Annotated in this window: 19 protein-coding genes and 1 pseudogene; 9 read left to right on the forward strand and 11 right to left on the reverse strand. The window is 62.5% G+C overall.

Annotated features, from left to right (window positions below):
* Positions 1-86: 86 nt before the first annotated feature.
* The gene (locus tag IVB05_RS05510) at positions 87-785 is read right to left on the reverse strand and encodes a Crp/Fnr family transcriptional regulator (protein WP_247783419.1); all 699 of its coding nucleotides are present in this window, start codon (positions 783-785) and stop codon (positions 87-89) included.
* 368 nt (positions 786-1,153) lie between these two features.
* Here IVB05_RS05510 and IVB05_RS05515 point away from each other — a divergent pair, with 368 nt between their 5' ends.
* A complete protein-coding gene (locus IVB05_RS05515; protein ID WP_247783420.1) occupies positions 1,154-1,312 on the forward strand; it encodes a response regulator in 159 nt (52 codons plus the stop codon).
* Positions 1,313-1,325: 13 nt separating this feature from the next.
* Here the strand turns inward: IVB05_RS05515 and IVB05_RS05520 are convergent, their stop codons facing one another.
* From IVB05_RS05520 to carA, 3 genes are all read right to left on the reverse strand, one after another.
* A complete protein-coding gene (locus tag IVB05_RS05520; RefSeq protein ID WP_247783421.1) occupies positions 1,326-1,859 on the reverse strand; it encodes a cupin domain-containing protein in 534 nt (177 codons plus the stop codon).
* 120 nt (positions 1,860-1,979) lie between these two features.
* Positions 1,980-2,480, reverse strand: coding sequence for a PaaI family thioesterase (locus IVB05_RS05525; protein WP_247783422.1), 501 nt, complete (start codon positions 2,478-2,480; stop codon positions 1,980-1,982).
* A 152-nt stretch (positions 2,481-2,632) separates the two neighbouring features.
* Positions 2,633-3,823 (reverse strand): glutamine-hydrolyzing carbamoyl-phosphate synthase small subunit, encoded by a 1,191-nt coding sequence (carA, locus tag IVB05_RS05530; RefSeq protein ID WP_247783423.1) that lies wholly within the window; start codon positions 3,821-3,823, stop codon positions 2,633-2,635.
* Positions 3,824-4,122: 299 nt separating this feature from the next.
* Here carA and IVB05_RS05535 point away from each other — a divergent pair, with 299 nt between their 5' ends.
* The gene (locus IVB05_RS05535) at positions 4,123-4,578 is read left to right on the forward strand and encodes a GatB/YqeY domain-containing protein (RefSeq protein ID WP_247783424.1); all 456 of its coding nucleotides are present in this window, start codon (positions 4,123-4,125) and stop codon (positions 4,576-4,578) included.
* 122 nt (positions 4,579-4,700) lie between these two features.
* Here the strand turns inward: IVB05_RS05535 and IVB05_RS05540 are convergent, their stop codons facing one another.
* Together IVB05_RS05540 and IVB05_RS05545 are read right to left on the reverse strand one after the other, a co-directional pair.
* Positions 4,701-5,012 carry a hypothetical protein gene (locus tag IVB05_RS05540; RefSeq protein WP_247783425.1) on the reverse strand — a complete coding sequence of 104 codons (312 nt, stop codon included), beginning with the start codon at positions 5,010-5,012 and terminating at the stop codon, positions 4,701-4,703.
* Positions 5,013-5,110: 98 nt separating this feature from the next.
* Entirely contained in the window at positions 5,111-5,845 is a 735-nt protein-coding gene (locus IVB05_RS05545; protein ID WP_247783426.1) for a protein-L-isoaspartate(D-aspartate) O-methyltransferase, read from the reverse strand.
* 290 nt (positions 5,846-6,135) lie between these two features.
* On the opposite strand from IVB05_RS05545, the pseudogene folE reads away from it, so the two are divergent.
* The 6 genes and pseudogenes from folE to IVB05_RS05575 all read left to right on the forward strand — a co-directional run.
* Positions 6,136-6,747: pseudogene (gene folE, locus IVB05_RS05550) on the forward strand (GTP cyclohydrolase I FolE); the annotation flags it as partial.
* A gap of 22 nt (positions 6,748-6,769) precedes the next feature.
* Positions 6,770-8,296 (forward strand): FAD-dependent oxidoreductase, encoded by a 1,527-nt coding sequence (locus tag IVB05_RS05555; RefSeq protein WP_247783427.1) that lies wholly within the window; start codon positions 6,770-6,772, stop codon positions 8,294-8,296.
* A gap of 144 nt (positions 8,297-8,440) precedes the next feature.
* A complete protein-coding gene (locus IVB05_RS05560) occupies positions 8,441-10,051 on the forward strand; it encodes an acyl-CoA synthetase (protein ID WP_247786597.1) in 1,611 nt (536 codons plus the stop codon).
* Between the two features lie 31 nt (positions 10,052-10,082).
* On the forward strand, positions 10,083-10,553 hold the full coding sequence (locus IVB05_RS05565; RefSeq protein WP_247783428.1) for a MarR family transcriptional regulator: 471 nt from the start codon (positions 10,083-10,085) through the stop codon (positions 10,551-10,553).
* 84 nt (positions 10,554-10,637) lie between these two features.
* The gene (locus tag IVB05_RS05570) at positions 10,638-11,006 is read left to right on the forward strand and encodes a nuclear transport factor 2 family protein (RefSeq protein WP_247783429.1); all 369 of its coding nucleotides are present in this window, start codon (positions 10,638-10,640) and stop codon (positions 11,004-11,006) included.
* An 18-nt stretch (positions 11,007-11,024) separates the two neighbouring features.
* Positions 11,025-11,468, forward strand: a complete 444-nt coding sequence (locus IVB05_RS05575) for a hypothetical protein (protein WP_247783430.1) — start codon at positions 11,025-11,027, stop codon at positions 11,466-11,468.
* Between the two features lie 110 nt (positions 11,469-11,578).
* Here IVB05_RS05575 and IVB05_RS05580 read toward each other — a convergent pair.
* The 5 genes from IVB05_RS05580 to IVB05_RS05600 all read right to left on the reverse strand — a co-directional run bounded on the left by IVB05_RS05580 (position 11,579) and on the right by IVB05_RS05600 (position 16,539).
* A protein-coding gene (locus IVB05_RS05580; protein ID WP_247777928.1) for an IS630 family transposase occupies positions 11,579-12,522 on the reverse strand; the annotation gives its coding sequence in 2 pieces (ribosomal slippage) (positions 11,579-12,184 and positions 12,187-12,522; 942 coding nt in all).
* A gap of 249 nt (positions 12,523-12,771) precedes the next feature.
* On the reverse strand, positions 12,772-15,000 hold the full coding sequence (locus IVB05_RS05585; RefSeq protein ID WP_247783431.1) for an ATP-binding protein: 2,229 nt from the start codon (positions 14,998-15,000) through the stop codon (positions 12,772-12,774).
* A 255-nt stretch (positions 15,001-15,255) separates the two neighbouring features.
* The gene (locus IVB05_RS05590; RefSeq protein WP_247783432.1) at positions 15,256-15,768 is read right to left on the reverse strand and encodes an SRPBCC family protein; all 513 of its coding nucleotides are present in this window, start codon (positions 15,766-15,768) and stop codon (positions 15,256-15,258) included.
* Positions 15,765-16,232 (reverse strand): SRPBCC family protein, encoded by a 468-nt coding sequence (locus IVB05_RS05595; RefSeq protein WP_247783433.1) that lies wholly within the window; start codon positions 16,230-16,232, stop codon positions 15,765-15,767. The genes IVB05_RS05590 and IVB05_RS05595 overlap by 4 nt, the downstream gene beginning before the upstream one ends.
* Positions 16,225-16,539: a helix-turn-helix domain-containing protein gene (locus IVB05_RS05600; RefSeq protein WP_247520232.1), complete on the reverse strand. Its 315-nt coding sequence runs from the start codon at positions 16,537-16,539 to the stop codon at positions 16,225-16,227. The genes IVB05_RS05595 and IVB05_RS05600 overlap by 8 nt, the downstream gene beginning before the upstream one ends.
* A 119-nt stretch (positions 16,540-16,658) precedes the next feature.
* On the opposite strand from IVB05_RS05600, the gene IVB05_RS05605 reads away from it, so the two are divergent.
* Entirely contained in the window at positions 16,659-18,104 is a 1,446-nt protein-coding gene (locus tag IVB05_RS05605; RefSeq protein WP_247783434.1) for a hypothetical protein, read from the forward strand.
* The last annotated feature ends 8 nt before the right edge of the window (positions 18,105-18,112 follow it).

The following is an 18,112-nucleotide window of genomic DNA, read 5'->3' on the forward strand; positions in this document are numbered from 1 at the left end:
CGTCTGTGGCTGGCAGGGGCAAAGTGCCTTAGAGTGTCGGGTATCCGACACGGTCTTGGCCGATTCGTTCCGGCGGCAGGAAAAATTTACTCGAGCGGGCCCAATAGCTCCTCGTACCGCTTCTCTATGCGCTCGTAACAGTCGCATGAGACAGCCTCCAGCCCCTTGGCGTCGAGGATGGAAATGCGGCCCCGGCCGATTTGAATGAGACCGGCATTCTGCAGGGTGCGCTCGACCAGATTGATGGTGGTGCGTTGAACCCCGAGCATCTGTCCGAAGAACTCCTGGGTCAGGCGGATGTCGTTGCTGCCCAGCCGTTTCCTGCACTGCATGAGCCAGCGCGCCGCCCGGTTTTCCACCTGGTGCAGCGCCTGGCAGGCGGTCGATTGCTGCGACTGCGCGAGCAAGGAGAGATCGAACAAAGCAACAGTCTTTCGAAAGCTTTCGCTCTCCCGTCCGGCCCGATGAACTTCCCCGGCAGGAATGCGGACAGCTTCGCCGGCGACCTGCACGATCGAATCCGCGAACGACGTCGTGATGCCGTGGATGGTGGACGATCCGATCATGCCTTCGCGGCCGACGATGGAGGTCTCGGCGGTCGCGCCCTGGTCGGTGCTGGCGAGAACGGAAATGATGCAGGAGCGCGGGAAAAAGGCGAACTCGATTTCCGACGATGAGTTGTGGAGCAACTCGCCATGTTCGACAGCAATCGTCCGCATGTGGGGCTTCAGCAGGGCCAGCGCTGTAGCATCCAGCAAGCTCAGAATGTGATTTTCAGCGGCCACGAGAGCTCCTGCGCAACATAGGCGGGAGCTTCAACTCTCTCTGTCGCCGATGCCTAAGGGCTGAAGCCGGCGATAGACCCACAATGGGCGCAACTACTGGCAATAGCTAATTAATTCTCGGCGGATAGTCGGGTATCGGACAGTTCGGCGGATATATTTATCACTACTATGTCAAGTGTCGGGTATTGGACGGATCGAAGGGCGTTTTCACTGGTTAGATTAGGCCTTTGTGAAGGTTGTCGGCGCGCGCGACTTGTAAGCGCCGATTAGGTTCAACTCAACGCTGGGTGAGTGTCATGCTAGCCCCGGAAAGACCCCCTCCAGAGCTTCTGCCGATGCGGCCGCGTTGCCCTGATTGCGAGGCGCGGATGATCACGACGGCCGTTTCGGACGGGCCGGAAGGTTTGGAGCAACGCACGTTCGAATGCGCAAAATGCGGCCACACCGAAACCAGGACGATGGCGTTCGATCCGCTGGAATCTAACGCTGTTGGATGGATCAAAGGCGAATTGCAGCCCCCCAAGTGACGGGCGCAGTCGTCTAAGCAGCGCTGCGCTTCCACCGCCGGACCAGCGGGCCGTGTTCGCCCCGCACCGGGTCGGTCTTCGGCAGCTTCACTTCCGGAATCGTCTTCAACGCCTTCGCATGGTTTTCAGGCGTCGGCCGCGTGATCTGCATCGGCGGTCCCGGTGGATAGGCGCCGACCACGCAAAAGTCTTCGCTGGCCGAGATCAACTGATGCCCGGTCCCCGCGGGCAGGATCGCAACGTCGCCGGCAGAGATATCGAGTGCCTCGCCGTGGTCACCACCGAACTGCACGCGCGCATGCCCGCGGGCGACGCCGAGTGCCTCATGCACGGTCGAATGGTAGTGCAGATAATCATAGACGCCGTTGCGCCACATCGCGCCCCAGCCGTTGGCGTCGAACAACCCCTCGATGGTCTTTTCCGGATGATCGTTCGTAACATCCACCGCACCCTTGTAGACCAGGAACGGCAGGGGATTGTTGGGCACGAGGCCGTCATCCTCGAAGATGAAGGAGAGGGGCTCGATATCGGCGCTGACGACGGACATGGGCTTCCTCCGAAATCGTAGGGTGGGCAAAGCGAAGCGTGCCCACCACAAGCACTTCGCAAGCAATGGTGGGCACGCTTCGCTTTGCCCACCCTACAAGATCAAACCGTTGTCTTTCGCTCACGTTCCCTTCGGAATCTCGAAAACCAGACACGTCGTCGTCGCATGCGCGAGCAATCGGCCCTTTGCGTCGGTGATGCGCGCCTCGGCGGTGGCGGCGCGGCGGCCGACACTGAGCGTCTTGCCCTCGGTGCGGACAGGGCCGGTATCCTTGGTCATGCCCTTGATGAAGGAAATCTTGAATTCGAGCGTGGTGTAGCCGGTGCCGGCAGGCAGCGCGCTGTGCACCGCAAGCCCCATCGCCGAATCCAGCAGGATCGCGGCATAGCCGCCATGCACCGATCCGATCGGATTGTAATGCCGGAAGCCGGGCACGCTGTGAAACACGACATGGCCGGCCTCGGCGGTGGAATCGAACGGCTCCACGTTCTGCATGATCGGCGGCGCCGGCAATCTGCCGTCAAAGATCGCGCGGACGAAATCGAGGCCTGACATCGACGCCATGACGTGTGTCGGCGTCACGCCGTATTCGACCTTGGGGGCGGCGGGCTTGGCGTCCATGGCAATTCCCATTGGTTGACCCGTGCGTCATTGCGAGCCAACGGGTCGCGCGAATGCCCGCCCGATGACAGGCTCCGCGAAGCAATCCATCGCGCTGCAAAGCAAGGATGGATTGCTTCGCTTCGCTCGCAATGACGGCGGTGCGTGTAGCCTTACGCCCGCTTGTTCGCCCGCATCAGATCCGCGAACCGCTTGAACAGGTAGTGCGAGTCGCGCGGGCCCGGCGAGGCCTCGGGGTGGTACTGCACGGAGAATACCGGCTTGCCCTTGAGCTCGATGCCGCAATTGGAGCCGTCGAACAGCGAGATATGGGTCTGCGTCGCGCCCTCCGGCAGCGTCGCCTGATCCACGGCAAAGCCGTGGTTCATGGAGGTGATCTCCACCTTGCCGGTGGTCTCGTCCTTTACCGGATGGTTGGCGCCGTGATGGCCCTGGTGCATCTTCATGGTCTTGGCGCCGACGGCGAGCCCCAGCATCTGGTGGCCGAGGCAGATGCCGAAGGTCGGCGTGCCTGATTGAATCACCTGCTGGATGACCGGCACCGCGTATTTGCCTGTCGCGGCCGGGTCGCCCGGGCCGTTCGAGAGGAACACGCCGTCCGGCTTCATCGCCAGAATGTCTTCGGCCGATGTCGTCGCCGGCACTACCGTGACCTTGCAGCCTTCACCGGCCAAGAGCCGCAAAATGTTGCGCTTGATGCCGTAGTCGATCGCGACCACGTTGAACTCCGGCTCGCTTTGCCGGCCAAAACCCTTTTCCCAGGCCCATGGCGTCTCGTCCCAGGTGAAACGCTGGGCTGATGTGACCATCGGTACCAGGTCCATGCCTTCGAGGCCGGGCCATTCGCGGGCTTCTTCCTTCATCCCGTGCAGGTCGAACTCGCCATTCTTGGCGTGCGCGATCACGGCATTGGGCATGCCCTTGGTGCGGATCAGCGCGGTCAGCGCGCGGGTGTCGATGCCGGAGAGGCCGATGATGCCGCGGGCGCGCAGCCACTGGTCGAGATGTTTCGTGGCGCGGTAGTTCGAGGGATCGGTGATGGCCGTGCGCAGGATCACGCCGCGCGCGCCCGGCGTCGCCGCCATGTTCACCGTCTCGATGTCTTCGTCGTTGGTGCCGACATTGCCGATATGCGGGAAGGTGAAGGTGATGAGCTGCCCGGCATAGGACGGATCGGTGAGGATCTCCTCATAGCCGGTCATCGCGGTGTTGAAGCAGACCTCGCCGACGGCGTGGCCTTCCGCGCCGAGGCCAAAACCCTCCAGCACGGTACCGTCGGCAAGCACGAGGAGCGCGGTCGGTTTGTGGTCCGGCCAGGCTGAGGCGTTTTCAGATGTTGTCATGAGCGCACTTCATAGTCGCAAGCGCCCCCGCCCGTCAAAGCCGGAAGACGTGGATTCACATGCGTTTGCCGCATATTTGCCAGCCGGTTCCGCCGCGTCAGCGTTTTTTGGCCAAATCGGCCCGAATCGGGCGGCCCGGCTTAACCAATTCCGCGGCCGATGCCCCCATTCCCAGCCTCGTCGGCCCGCCCGATTCGCCGCGTGATGCCGGTGGCGTGACGCGCGTAGCCCCTATATAGAAGCGGAATCTTCCGATAGACCAAGAGCCCTTCCGGCGGCACCATTTTAGTGAGGCAACCATGCTGCGCGACGACATCAACAACGCGGTCAAGGACGCGATGAAGGCCAAGGACGAGCGCAAGCTCTCCACGCTGCGCATGGTCAATTCGACCATCAAGAACGCCGACATCGCCGCGCGCGGGGATGGCAAGCCGCCGTTGACAGACGCCGATCTGCTTGGCGTGTTTCAGAAAATGATCAAACAGCGCCAGGAATCGGTCGAGCTCTACGACAAGGGCGGCCGCGCCGAGCTTGCCGCGCAGGAGCGCGAGGAGATCGCGATCATCTCGGCCTATCTGCCCAAGCAGATGTCGGAGGACGAGATGAAGGCCGCGATATCGGCCGCGATCGCCGAGACCGGCGCCGCCGGCATGAAGGACATGGGCAAGGTGATCGGCGAGCTGCGCGCAAAGTTCGCCGGCCAGATGGATTTTGGAAAAGCCAGCGGCATGGTGAAGGCGGCGCTGACGTCGTGATCTTGCTTCGGTAGCCCGGATGGAGCGAAACGAAATCCGGGGATCTGCGAGTAGGATCAAGAGCCCCGGATTGCGCTTCGCTCCATCCGGGCTACGGCGCTATCTTTTTGTTGCTCGCAGTTTTAGTCGCAGACGCGCTCCCTGCGCGTGATCCTGCGGCCGTCGTCCCGTTCAATCGTGGTAGTCTCCGTGCGGCAGCGTTGTCGCGGGCCGACGGTAATACCACCTGGGCCAACGCCAACTGTAGTGTCGGAGTCATACCGGCGACGGTCCCTATAATAGCGGTCGTCGCGGTCCCGCCCGACCTGAACATCGACGCCGACTTGGGCCATCTTGACGCCTTGCTTGACGTCTTGGGCCTTGGCCGGAGTAACGAGCGGGGCAGACGTCAGCACAGCTGCGGCTGCCGCCACGGCAAGAGCGATCTTCATCATGTGGGGTCCTCCCTGGCTTGATTTGGAGGTTCAACGGGCACGAACACCGAGGGTTCCATGGGCGACAAGTCTGGCCTGTTCCGCGAAGAACGGGACCGTTACCGGCTCGGTGAACGCGTGAAGGGCACGAAGCGCACGGGGGCAACGGCGCGCGTTGTCGTCTTGTCAGGGGCGAGTTTCTCAACGACCGTAAGGTGCTGAGCGCCGTACTCGGCTCCCACCGGCATGACGAGCCGGCCCCCCACTTTAAGCTGCTCGATCAGCGGCGGCGGTACCTGCCCGAGCGCGGCGGTCACCACGATGGCGTCAAAAGGACCGCATTCGGGCCAGCCGGCATAGCCATCGCCAAGCCTGACGCTCACATTGTCATACGCAAGATCTTTGAGTGTTTTCGCAGCGGCCTCGGCCAATGCAGGGACAATCTCGATGGTGCAGACCTTTCGCGCCAGGCGCGCGAGGATGGCGGCCTGGTAGCCCGAACCCGTACCGATTTCGAGCACGACATGATCGGGCGCAACCTCGGCCAACTCTGTCATCAAGGCCACGATGAACGGCTGCGATATGGTCTGGCCGCGGCCGATCGGAAGCGGCATGTCCGCGTATGCGATCGTGCACGATCGTTCGGGAATGAACAGATGGCGTTTGGTTTGCCCCATGGCCTCAAGGACCCGCTCCGAAAAACCCCGCTGTCCCGAAACAACGGCGCGGGACCGGGCGTAGTCCTTGATGGTTTCGACCATGGCGGCGCGTTCGCGGACGCATTGTTCGTCCCGTGCTGTCGCATCGCGCGCGGCGGTAACCATGGAAAGCACCAGCAGCAGCATGGTCTTCATGATTGGGCTCCCGTCGGCCCACGATTCGCGTCGACCGCTTGAGCGCAACGGGAGGATTCGACCGATCAGCCGTTTAAGCGAAACACGGCGTCCAGCGAATGACCGCAAATGCGTTCAGGCGGTCCTCCAGCAAGCCTTGATACCATGCCTGTACCTGGCCGGTAAGCTGACCTCTCGGCACACATTGCCGCGGCTGAAGCGGGAGGACCGCCCGCCATCGGGAACCTTTTCGCCGACGCGACATCCAATGGGTTCAAACTCCCTGGCAATCGTCGTGGAAAGGCATCGCAATGAATCCGAACGTACATGCGCTGGATCGCGCAAGAGCGTCGCTGTCCGAGATCCAGAGGCCGAGCAGGGCCGAGGTCGAGTCGGCCGTGCGCACCATCATCCGGTGGACCGGCGAAGATCCCGAACGGGACGGCCTGCGCGAGACGCCGGCGCGTGTAACGCGCTCGTTCGAGGAATTCTTCGCGGGCTATGGTCAGGACCCGGTCGAAATCCTGGAGAAGACCTTCGAGGAGATCGAGGGCTATGACGAGATGATCGTGCTGCGCGGCATTCGTTTCGAGAGCCATTGCGAACACCACATGGCGCCGATCATTGGACAGGCCTGGGTGGCCTACATTCCAAACGGCCGCGTGGTCGGTATCAGCAAGCTGGCGCGCGTCGTCGACGTCTATGCCAGGCGTCTGCAGATCCAGGAAAAGATGACGGCGCAGATCGCCAACACCATCAACGACGTTCTGGAACCGCAGGGCGTCGGCGTTATTATCAAGGCGTCGCATTACTGCATGACGACGCGCGGCGTGCACAAGCCGGACACTGATCTCGTGACCAGCCGCATGCTGGGCTGCTTTCGCGACAACGCGCTGACCCGTCAGGAATTTTTGGGAATGGCGACGCAGCGCAGCGGAGGACGAGATGGCCGATCAGCAAGCGCCGCCCGCCGGTCCCGATCTGTCAAAGGGAGTGCCCATGTCCGAATTCGCTGGCGAGACCTTGCTTGGCCATGTCGGCGACGATGAAGTGGTGCTGGTGCGTTCGGGATCGGAGATCTTTGCGATCGGCGCCCATTGCACTCATTATCATGGGCCGCTCGCCGAGGGTCTCGTGACCGGTGAGGGCATCCGGTGTCCCTGGCATCACGCCTGTTTCGACTTGCGCACCGGCGAAGCCACCCGGGCGCCGGCGCTCAGTCCGATCGCAGTCTGGAAGGTCGAGCTTGAAGATGGCCGTGTCTTCGTTCGGGAAAAGCGCGAGCAACCCAAGTCGCAGGTGAAGGGCGCCACCGACGCGCCCGGCCAAATCGTGATTATCGGCGGCGGCGCGGCGGGCTTTGCCACAGCCGAGATGCTGCGGCGGCAGGATTATCGCGGCAGCATCGCGATGCTGAGCAACGAGGCTGCGGCGCCGGTCGACCGGCCGAACCTGTCAAAAGACTATCTCGCCGGCAGCGCACCGGAGGATTGGCTGCCGCTGCGGCCGGATGATTTCTACGCCGAGGCGAAGATCGATCTGCGGCTCAACACCGAGGTGACGTCAATTGATGTCAACGCACGCCATGTCGTCACATCAGGCGGCGAGACCATCCCCTACGACCGTTTGCTGCTGGCGACCGGCGCGGAGCCGGTCCGCCTGCCGATCCCGGGCGCGGACCAGCCCCATGTGCGCGTGCTGCGCTCGCTGGCCGATTCCCGCGCCATCATTGGGTTGGCCGATGGCGCGCGGCGGGCGGTCGTGATCGGCGCGAGCTTTATCGGGCTCGAAGCCGCGGCGTCGTTGCGCGCCAGAAATATCGAGGTCCACGTCGTCGGGCTGGAGCAGCGGCCGATGGAGCGCGTGCTGGGGCCCGAGATGGGCGACTTCGTCCGTTCCTTGCATGAAGAGCACGGCGTCATCTTTCATCTCGGCGACACCGTCACCGCGATCGACGGCAAACGCGCGATGCTGAAAAGCGGCGGCGCGATCGAGGCCGATATCGTGGTGGTCGGCGTCGGCGTGCGGCCGCGTCTGGCTTTGGCCGAAAAGGCCGGGCTTGCGATCGATCGCGGCGTCACCGTCAACGCCTATCTGGAGACCAGCGTCGCAGGCATCTATGCCGCGGGCGACATCGCGCGCTGGCCCGATCCGCATTCCCTCGAGACCATTCGCGTCGAACATTGGGTGGTGGCCGAGCGTCAGGGCCAGACCGCCGCGCGAAACATGCTGGGGCAGCGCGAGCCGTTTCATGCGGTGCCGTTCTTCTGGAGCCAGCACTACGATGTGCCGATCAATTATGTCGGCCACGCCGAGAAATGGGACGAAATCACCGTGGACGGCGACATCGCCGGCAAGGACTGCCTGCTGCAGTACAAGCGCCGTGGCCGCGTGCTCGCGGTTGCCTCAATCTATCGCGACATCGCAAGTCTCCAGGCCGAGCTTGCGATGGAGAAGGCGCGGGCGCCTTGAGTCAGGGCGACAAAAAACGTCTCTCCTCGTTATGCCCGGGCTTGTCCCGGGCATCCACGTCTTTAAGATTGACCGCAAGCAAGACGTGGATGGCCGGGGACAAGCCCGGCCATGACGAAAAAGTCAGGGATGACGACCAGGGCCATGCTCACCGAAGCCTCAACCTACGACGAACTCTACCGCAATTTCCGCTGGGCCATTCCCTCACGCTTCAACATGGCGACCGCCTGTTGCGACCGTTATGCGGACGGTTCTGGCCGGCTGGCGCTGGTCTATGTCGACGAGGATGGTGCGACCACGCGTACCTCGTTCGACGACGTCGCCGAGATGTCGCGCCGTTTCGCCAACGTGCTGAAGGCCGACGGCCTGTCGCGCGGCGACCGCGTCGCGGTGTTCCTGTCGCAGTCGCTTGAACTGCCGATCGCGCATCTGGCGGCGTTTCGTTCCGGAATGATCTCCATTCCGTTGTTCGCGCTGTTCGGCGAGGACGCGCTGGAATTCCGTCTGTCGAATTCGGAAGCGAGGGCCATCGTCACCGACGAGAGCGGTTGGGAAAAGCTTACAAAGATCCGCGATCGGTTGCCCTACCTGCAAGACATCTACGTCACGAGCGGCGCCGTTCACGCCGGCGCTAAGCCGTTCTGGACGTCGATCGAAACCGCGTCCGAAGAATTTACGACCGTCGATACCTCGGCCGACGATCCCGCCCTGATCATCTACACTTCGGGCACCACGGGAAATCCAAAGGGCGCGCTGCACGCGCACCGCGTGGTGCTTGGCCATCTGCCCAATGTCGAGATGTGCCACAACTTCCTCCCCAAGCCGGGCGACCTGATGTGGACGCCGGCCGACTGGGCCTGGATCGGCGGGCTGATCAACGCCCTGTTCGCGTTCTGGTATCACGGCATTCCCCTGGTCGGCCACCGCGCACGCAAATTCGAACCGCAGGCGGCGATGGCGATGATGGCCGAACTTTCCATCCGCAACACTTTCCTGCCGCCAACCGCATTGAAGCTGATGCGGCAGGCTGGCGTGAAAAATCCCGGCGTGAAACTGCGCAGCATCTTCACCGGCGGTGAATCGCTCGGCGGCGAGCTGCTAGGGTGGGTGCGCGAAACTTTTGGCATCGATGCGCATGAAGTGTTCGGGCAGACCGAGTGCAACCTCGTGATCGGCAGCAACTCCAACCTGCTTCCGATCCGGCCCGGTGCGATGGGCAAGGCGACGCCGGGCTTCGATGTGCGCATCGTCAATGACAAGGGCGAGGAATTGCCGAAGGGTGAGCGCGGCATCATCGGCGTGCGCCAGCCATGCCCGTGCACCATGATCGAATACTGGAAGAACCCGGAAGCGACGGCGAAAAAATATGCCGGCGAGTTTCTCCTCACCGGCGATCTCGGCGTTCAGGATGAGGATGGCTATTTCTGGTACGTCAGCCGCGAAGACGACGTCATCACCACCGCCGGTTATCGCGTCGGTCCCTCCGAGATCGAGCACACGCTGATGAAGCATCCGGCGGTGGCGATGTCGGCGGTGGTCGGTATTCCCGATCCGATCCGCACCGAGTCGATCAAGGCGTGGATCGTGCTGCGCCCGGGCTTTGCGGCGAGCGATGAACTGGCGCGCGAAATCCAGGAGTTCGTCAAGGTGCAACTCGCCGCCCACGAATACCCGCGCTTCGTGCAGTTCGCCGACACGCTGCCGATGACCGCGACGGGCAAGGTGCTGCGACGCGAGCTGCGGGCGCTGGGGTAAGTCTCTTCGGTCAATTCGACACGGTAGGTACATGCAAAAAAATGCTTCTCACGCCGCGGGCCTGCACCGCGCTTCGCTCACGAAGCTCCACGATTTGGACGCGGCGCTGGAGCTCATGTATTACGGCTGGCGCGGGATGACGCTCTCGGCCGACCAGTACCTCGCCACGCTTGGCCTGTCGCGGCCGCACCATCGCATTCTCTACGTGGTCGCGCGACAGCCCGACATCTCGATCGGCGCGCTGATCGAGGTCCTCGGTATTTCCAAGCAAGCCGTGAACCGGCCGCTTGGCCTGTTGCTGCAGCGTAAACTCCTGACATCGAAGCGGTCGCCCGAGCAGCATCGCTCCAAATTGCTGAGGCTGACGGAAGCAGGAAAACGCATTGAGCAACGGGCATCGGGCCATGAGCGCAAGGTTCTGCGCGAGGCTTTCGATCGTGTCGGCCCGCCCGGCGCGGCCGCCTGGATGGCCGTCATGGGGGTCATTGCCGACAACAACTGACAATTCTCTCAGGTCAATCTGATTGACGTTAAACCCGCCCTGTGTCATCTCTTCCCGGCAGTTGCACCGAGGGAGGGCGCGAGCATGAGCGAACAGACAATGGATCGGGCAGCGGCCGGACGCTTTGTCGAGGCGTGGTGCGCGAACTGGTGCAAGGTCGATATCGACGCGGTCGTTTCGCACTTCGCCGAAAACGCCGAGATGCGTAGCCCCTTGGCGCTCAAATTGATGGAGTCCCCGGTAGTCGAGGGCGCCGAGAACATCCGCGCCTACTGGCAGAGGGCTTACGGCGGCATCAAGAGCGCAGACCTGAAAATCCTGAACTGGAGCTGGGACGACGCGATCGCGCGCCTGACGGTCTGCTGGCAGTTGGGCGACACGCGCGCCAGCGAGTTCATGCACTTCGACGGCGCCGGCCGTGTGGTGCGTAGCGAGGCCTTCTACGGAAAGTAGCCATTACGGAAAGTAGATATGCGATTTCCGGATTTCGTTCTGATCCTCAATGCACTCTGGTTCGGTGGCGCGTTCGTTCAGTTCAGCATTACGCAGGGCAATACGCTGAAGATACTGGTACCCCGGGAGGAGCGCAGCAATCCAATCGCCCCGACCTTGTCGGCCAGCGTGGCATTTCTGGGCGCGATCAATCTGCCGATCGGTCTCCTGTCGTTGTATCTCCTGGTGTTCCGGCCGCCCTTCTTTCAGGTGTACGACGCGCAGCTCGCGTTGTTCCTGTTCTTCGCAGCGTGTCACTTCAGCCAGTTCGCCTATAACCTTCCGGTCCTGATGCGCGGTGGACGCGTCGGGGTGGCCTATTGGCCCGTGTTGAAGGGGCCGATGCTGCGGATCTTTGTCATTGATGCGGTGCTGTTCGTGGGGAACCTTGTCGTGGTCGCCCTGCTCGTGTTCCGTTCCTGACAAGCGCAGTCCCGCGTGCCGGCTGCTGTAGAGCAGGGCGCTGGGCCGGGGCGCACAGCTTACCGTCGTCGCAAACTCTCACCGTCGTCCCTGCCTAGAGCGTGATGAGTCTAGGTTTGGTCATAACCGGCGTTGGCGAAGTAATTGGCGCATTCGGCCGGTGATACGGTGTCGAGGATTGGAGCGATAGCATCGTAGACGGCCTCGGTGGTTCGCTGCGCGGCTTTGCGCAGCCAGTGTTTGAACTTGGCAAAGAACTGCTCGATTGGGTTGAGATCTGGCGAGTATTTCGGCAGGTAGAAGAGTCTTGCGCCGGCGGCACGGATGGCGCGACGCACGGCGCGGGCCTTGTGCGAGCCAAGATTGTCCATGACCACGATGTCGCCGGGCCGCAGGGTCGGAACCAAAACCTTCTCGATGTAGAGAAGGAAGGCTTCGCCGTTGATTGGCCCCTCGATGAACCAGGGAGCGGTGATGCGATCGTGGCGCAAAGCGGCCATGAAGGTCATGGTGTGCCAGCGGCCGTGCGGCACCTTGGCTTTGAGACGTTGACCACGCGGCGCCCAGCCCCGTAGCGGCGCCATATTGGTTTTGGTCCAGGTCTCGTCGATGAACACCAGCCGAGTGGGATCGATCCGATTCTGATACTTGGTCCACTGCATCCGCCGACGGGCAACATCGGGACGATCCTGCTCGGCGGCAATCAGCGTCTTTTTTTGTAACTGAGCTTCTCAGCGTGGAGGAACTCCCACATCGTGCGGTAATCGACCTTGAGCCCACGCACAGCGAGTTCGGCCACCAGCCCGCGCACGGTAAAATCCTTCCGGCACCGTTGCATCAGCCATTCGCGGTGCGGCCCCGCAATCTTCTTTGGCCTATAGCCGCCGATCTGGTCCGGCTTGACGCTGCCGGTCTCGTGGAAGCGCTGTACCCAGTTGATCGCCGTGCTGATGCCCACCCCAAATTGGGCGGCCGCCTGATGCCTCGACAGGCCGCCTTTGATGACAGCCTTCACCACCCGCTCACGAAGGTCGTTCGAATAGGGTTTTCCCATCCATGCTGGCCTCCTTCCCAGCCAGCATGTTGAATCAGAAGCCTTCCGATTTGGGAATCCTCAATCGATTCAAACTAGACCCATCCCGCTCTAGTGCGCAATTGCGCACGGGAGCAGGGACCCATAACCACCGGCGGCAATTGTCTGCGCGCTAGTAGTTATCCGCTTTCTTTCCGATAATTATGGCCGCGGAGTATGGGTCCCTGCGTTCGCAGGGACGACCTGCTGGGGGAGTGTGCCTGGCCCCGATCAACTCGCCTTCAGCACCGAACGCAGCGTCGACGCCAGATCGTGCCGGCGGTAGGGTTTGTGCAGGATCCGCACCTCGCGGCCGCCGCCGTCGATCGCGTCGACGGGATGCTCGGTATAGCCTGACGTCAGGAGGATCTTTAAGTGTGGCTGCAGGCGGGCGGCCTCCTTCGCAAGCTCGGTCCCGAACATGCCGCCGGGCATCACGACGTCCGTGAACAGAAGGTGGATCTTCTCGGGGCCGCGCAGTATTGCGAGGGCCGCGGGTCCGCTGGGCGTCGCGATGACGCGATAGCCGAGTGCCCTCAATTCACCTTCGACATAGCCGCGCACCATGTCGTCGTCCTCGACGACGAGAATGGTTTCGCTGCCGGTGGGCGTGGCCGGAAGACCGGCTGATGGCGCGGCGCTCGCCAGGGGCATGCCGACGCGGGGGAAGAACAGCTTGACGGCGGTGCCGTGTCCCGGCTCGGAGTGGATCTGCATCGACCCGCCGGATTGCTGGGCGAATCCGTAAACCATGCTCAGCCCGAGGCCCGTGCCTTTACCTACCTCCTTGGTGGTGAAGAACGGCTCGAAGGCGCGGCCGGCGACCTCCGCCGTCATGCCGGTGCCGGTATCGGTCACGGCGACCATGACATAATCGCCGGGCCGCGCCTCGCCGTTGACGTCCACATCGGACTCACCGAGCGAGGTATTTTGCACCTCGACCGTCAGCGTGCCGCCTGATGGCATGGCGTCGCGCGCGTTGAGCACCAGGTTGAGCAGGGCGGAGGCCAGTTGGCCGGGATCGACGCTGGCCTGCCACAGGTTTTGATCAAGCCGGAATTCGCACTCGATATGTTCGCCGAGCGTCCGGCGCAGCAATTGCTCCATGCCGACGATTTTCTGGCCGATGTCGATGTCTCTCGGCATCAATGGCTGCTTGCGCGCGAACGCGAGCAGGCTCCGCGTCAGGTCCGATCCGCGTTCGGCGGCGGTCGCGATGCTCTCGGCGATGCCGTGCAGTTCCTTGTGCGCCGCCAGCTTCTCGGCGAGGTGCTCGGCATTGCCGAGGATGACGGTCAGCAGATTGTTGAAATCATGCGCGACGCCGCCGGTGAGCTGACCCATCGCCTCCATTTTCTGGGATTGGGTGAGTTTCTGGTTGAGCTCATCGATCGCGGCTCGCTGGCGCTCGAGCGATTCGGCGGTGCCGTTGAGCAGCGTCATCAGCCCGCCGAGTTCGCCGCGGGGATGGGGCGGGGCAATCCGCGCGCTGAGATCGCCGAGTCCCAGTTTCGTCGCCATCGCCGCCAGCCGTCCGACCTGTCGGCCGACGCTCACGGTGACGAGAATCCATACACCTGCGAACAGCAGCAGCGAGGCCACCGCGAGCATCGCCAGATCCTCGTACAGGCGGCGGTTGGTGGCGGCGACCAGACCATCCTTGGATCGTCCGACCATGATGTAGAGTCCGGCATCGCGGACCGAAGGCGAGCGGGTGACAGCCCAGACATGGTTTCGTCCGTCTCGATCTGTCAGTTCGCGGAATGGCTCGCGGTTCTGGGAGGCCGCAAAGCGGAACAGCTCCGAGTTCGCGATCGATGCACCGGCCGGTTCAGTCCAGGCTTTGCCCTGGGGCGCAACAAGGACGGTGCCCTTCTTGTCAACCAGCAGGATCTCGGTTTCGTTCGAGAGCCGCTTGACGTGATACTCGGCAAATTTCTGGAGATTGAACGAGGCGAGCAGGATGAATTTCAGCTCCCCGGATTCGGCGCGAACGGGATAGGCGATCTGCAACACCGAGGTCCCCGTCAGCCGGCCGAATACGGGCTCGAGCGTGACGGCGCCGTGCGTAACCAGGGCCTGCTTGAAGTATGCGCGATCCCTGAGATCGAGGGTCCGGCTGGTTCGCAGCGAGTCGCAGAACAGGCTGCCGTCCGGATTGATGGTCAGTATGCCCGTAAACTGCGGGTATTCTTCGCGCACGGCGGACAGGAACGCCGAACAGGCCGCCTTGTCGCGTGTGTCGAGATCGCGGGCGCGGGCGAGGCCATAGTGAAGCTGGGCCGTGCCCTGAATTTTCTCGTCGAGATCGCTCAAGATGTCGTTGGCGGTCGCCGACAGGCTGGACAGCGCGGCGTCGATCTCGCTCGTACGATTCTGGACGAAGCGCAGTCCCACCAGGATGGCCGGCACCAGCATCGCGGTGATAACCAGAATCAATAGCCGGGTGCGCAGGCTCATCGGTGCGTCGTTCTTGGATCAGCGAAATCAGCGTGCGTGCAGCGTGTTCGAAATGCTCGTGCTGGAATATCCCTTAGGCAGAGCTAAGTCCACTCGCGAAGAACGGCTAGTGAGCGCGGCATCGTCGTCCCTGCGAAAGCAGGGACCCACAACCACCGGCCGCAATTGTCATGCACGCCGGTCGTTGTCCTATCTTTTCCAACAACAACGGCTGCGGAGTATGGGTCCCTGCTTTCGCAGGGACGACAGCGGGCGCTACGGCGTCCCGATGCCCATTTCCTTCAGCGCGGCCAGCATCCGTTCCGGCGGCTGCATCTCGATCGCCAGCGCCTGGCCGGTCTCCAGCAGGCTCTTCAGGCTGGAGAGGATCGCGGGCCAGCCGGCACGGCCGCCGGACAGGATGTCGTCGCTGATGTCGCGGTCATGCGACTGCAGCATGGTCAGCTTGACCACACCGCCCGCGGGCTCGATCTCGTAGGTCACGGGCGTTGGGCCGAGCTTTTCCACCAGCGCCGGCCAGTTCACGTTGAAGGTAACGGTGAGCTTCCTCGGGCGTTCGCACTCGATCACCTCACCCGAAATATGCAAGGCGCCGTCCGGCGTGCGAATGATGAAGGCGCCGCCGATCCTCTGATCGACTTCAACCGCATGGCCGGAAAAATATTGTCGGCTGAACTCGGCGCTGGTCAGCGCCTCCCACACCTTCTCCGGCGTGGAAGCGATGTAGATGGTGTAGACAATGGCCGGCTTGAAATTCCTGATGTTCATGACGCGCCCTCGATGCCGAGCGCGGAAACCGGAATTTCCAGCGCGGTTCCGGATTCCAGCAGGCTCTTGAGGCTGGACATGATGGCCGGCCATCCCTTGGAGATGCCGTCCAGCAACTTGCTGCCCTCTGCGAAACCCTCATGCGTGAGCGTCAGCTTCACGAATCTGCCGTGCTGCTCGATATTGAAAACGACCTTCGAAGGCTTCTCGTTGCGGTACGCCTCATTGGTCACATGCTTGAAAGTGTAGGAGAGCCGCCGCGGCCGGTCGGCCTCGAGAATCTCCCCGGTATCGGTCGTGGTGCCGTTCATGACCAGCGCCAGCGGTGAGCCGATCTTCCAGTCGGATTTCAGCTCGGTGCCGAACCAGTAGCGTTTGGAGAATTCGCTTGATGTCAGCGCCTCCCACAATTTCCCCGGCGTGGTCTCGATATAGGTGACATAGACGAATTCCGGCTTACTCATCACGCTTCTCCAACTGTCGTTTCAACTCGCTGAGGGCGGCAAGTTTCCCGCGCTCGAATTTCCTGATCCAGCGTTCGCCGATCTGGTGGATCGGAACCGGATTGATGTAGTGCAGCTTCTCGCGGCCATGCCGGAGCGTGGTGACGAGGTTGGCCGCCTCGAGAATCCCAAGGTGTTTTGTGACCGCCTGCCGCGTCATGGCGAGGCCGTCGCAGAGTTCGTTCAGCGTCTGTCCGTTCTTGGCGTGAAGCCTGTCCAGCAGCGAACGCCGCGACGCATCGGCAAGCGCCTTGAAGACCTCATCCATGGGCAGGATAATAGGCAACCAAAAGGTTGCATGTCAAGGGCGTGTTTTGGGCACTACCCGCCGCTGTGTTATCGTGCGCTCAGCCAGCGCAGATTGGCCTTGAACAGTCGGGGTGGAACATGAGCGGTCGCCTTAAACTCGCAGCCTCGTTCTCGATCCTTTTTCTCGCAGGCCCAGGCATCGCTTGCGCGCAGCAGCAGGTGATCGGCGCGCCGCCCGAAGCTCACAACATGAAGCTGGTTGGAACCAGCGACCTGCAGGCGCGCAGCGCCTATCAGCCGACCATCCATCATCAGGGCGACCGCTGGATCGCCTATATCGGCCATCACGGCGGCAGCGACGAGATCCCGGCGCCGGTCAATCCGCAGACCGGCAAGGCCGAGCCGAACGGCACGTCGATCGTCGATGTCACCGATCCCTCGCAGCCCAGATATCTGCGCCACCTCCCGGGCCAGGAAGGCAAGTATGAAGCGGGCGGCGCGCAAATGGTGCGGATCTGTGACGGCAAGGCCTTGCCAACGGGCGATCGCAACGCGGTCTACATGCTGCGGACGTTCGGTGGCGAGGCGCATGAGATCTGGAACGTCGCCGATCCCGCCAATCCCGTGCTTATCACGCGGATCGCCGGATTAAAGGACACGCACAAGAACTGGTGGGAATGCGATACCGGCATAGCCTTCCTGGTGTCGGGCGCGCCGGACTGGCGCACGCGCCGCATGACGCAAGTCTATGATCTCTCCGATCCCGCGCACCCGCAGAAGATCCGCGATTTCGGCCTTCCCGGCCAGGAGCCCGGCTCGACCGGCGCGGTGCCGACCGAACTGCACGGGCCGATCTCGACGGGCCCCTCCGGCAACCGGGTCTATTTCGGCTACGGCACCAACAAGGGCGGGGTATTGCAGATCGTCGATCGCGAGAAGCTGCTCAACGGACCCAGGGAGCCGACCGCGGACAATCTGCGTTTGCCGGAAATTGCGCGGCTGACGATGTCGGCATTCAACGGCGCCCACACGACGTTCCCGATGTTGGGGATGCCGATTGCGGAATTTGCCAAAGACAAGGACGGCAAGACCCGCGACATCGTGATGATTGTCGATGAGGCGATCTTGAACGAATGCAACGAGCCGCGGCAAATGGTGTGGTTCGCCGATATCACGATCGAGAACCGGCCGATGATGATTTCGAACTATACGGTGCCGGAAGCGAGCGGGTCGTTCTGCGAGCGGGGAGGGCGGTTCGGCGCGCATTCCTCCAACGAGAGCATGGCACAGGTTTTCTACAAGAAGATGGTGTTCATATCCTTCTTCAATGCGGGCGTGCGCGCGCTCGACATTCGCGATCCCTATCATCCAACCGAGGTCGGCTATTTCATTCCGGCGATCACGGCGGCGACCGACAAGCGCTGCGTCAAGATCGACGGCAAGGATCGCTGCAAGGTCGCGATCCAGACCAACAATGTCGAAACCGACGAGCGCGGTTACCTCTACATCGTCGACCGCGCCAATACCGGCCTGCACATTCTGGAAATGACCGGGCCGGCGCGCGCTGTCGCCGGTCTTCCGTGAGGACGCCA

Source organism: Bradyrhizobium sp. 170 (genome assembly GCF_023101085.1).
GTDB lineage: Bacteria > Pseudomonadota > Alphaproteobacteria > Rhizobiales > Xanthobacteraceae > Bradyrhizobium.

Bases quoted from the DNA above. Each gene is read 5' to 3' on its own strand.
- IVB05_RS05515 (WP_247783420.1), top strand. From the start codon at position 1,154: ATGATCACGACGGCCGTTTCGGACGGGCCGGAAGGTTTGGAGCAACGC.
- IVB05_RS05520 (WP_247783421.1), bottom strand. From the start codon at position 1,859: ATGTCCGTCGTCAGCGCCGATATCGAGCCCCTCTCCTTCATCTTCGAG.
- IVB05_RS05525 (WP_247783422.1), bottom strand. From the start codon at position 2,480: ATGGACGCCAAGCCCGCCGCCCCCAAGGTCGAATACGGCGTGACGCCG.
- carA (WP_247783423.1), bottom strand. From the start codon at position 3,823: ATGACAACATCTGAAAACGCCTCAGCCTGGCCGGACCACAAACCGACC.
- IVB05_RS05535 (WP_247783424.1), top strand. From the start codon at position 4,123: ATGCTGCGCGACGACATCAACAACGCGGTCAAGGACGCGATGAAGGCC.
- IVB05_RS05540 (WP_247783425.1), bottom strand. From the start codon at position 5,012: ATGATGAAGATCGCTCTTGCCGTGGCGGCAGCCGCAGCTGTGCTGACG.
- IVB05_RS05545 (WP_247783426.1), bottom strand. From the start codon at position 5,845: ATGAAGACCATGCTGCTGCTGGTGCTTTCCATGGTTACCGCCGCGCGC.
- IVB05_RS05555 (WP_247783427.1), top strand. From the start codon at position 6,770: ATGGCCGATCAGCAAGCGCCGCCCGCCGGTCCCGATCTGTCAAAGGGA.
- IVB05_RS05560 (WP_247786597.1), top strand. From the start codon at position 8,441: ATGCTCACCGAAGCCTCAACCTACGACGAACTCTACCGCAATTTCCGC.
- IVB05_RS05565 (WP_247783428.1), top strand. From the start codon at position 10,083: ATGCAAAAAAATGCTTCTCACGCCGCGGGCCTGCACCGCGCTTCGCTC.
- IVB05_RS05570 (WP_247783429.1), top strand. From the start codon at position 10,638: ATGAGCGAACAGACAATGGATCGGGCAGCGGCCGGACGCTTTGTCGAG.
- IVB05_RS05575 (WP_247783430.1), top strand. From the start codon at position 11,025: ATGCGATTTCCGGATTTCGTTCTGATCCTCAATGCACTCTGGTTCGGT.
- IVB05_RS05585 (WP_247783431.1), bottom strand. From the start codon at position 15,000: ATGAGCCTGCGCACCCGGCTATTGATTCTGGTTATCACCGCGATGCTG.
- IVB05_RS05590 (WP_247783432.1), bottom strand. From the start codon at position 15,768: ATGAACATCAGGAATTTCAAGCCGGCCATTGTCTACACCATCTACATC.
- IVB05_RS05595 (WP_247783433.1), bottom strand. From the start codon at position 16,232: ATGAGTAAGCCGGAATTCGTCTATGTCACCTATATCGAGACCACGCCG.
- IVB05_RS05600 (WP_247520232.1), bottom strand. From the start codon at position 16,539: ATGGATGAGGTCTTCAAGGCGCTTGCCGATGCGTCGCGGCGTTCGCTG.
- IVB05_RS05605 (WP_247783434.1), top strand. From the start codon at position 16,659: ATGAGCGGTCGCCTTAAACTCGCAGCCTCGTTCTCGATCCTTTTTCTC.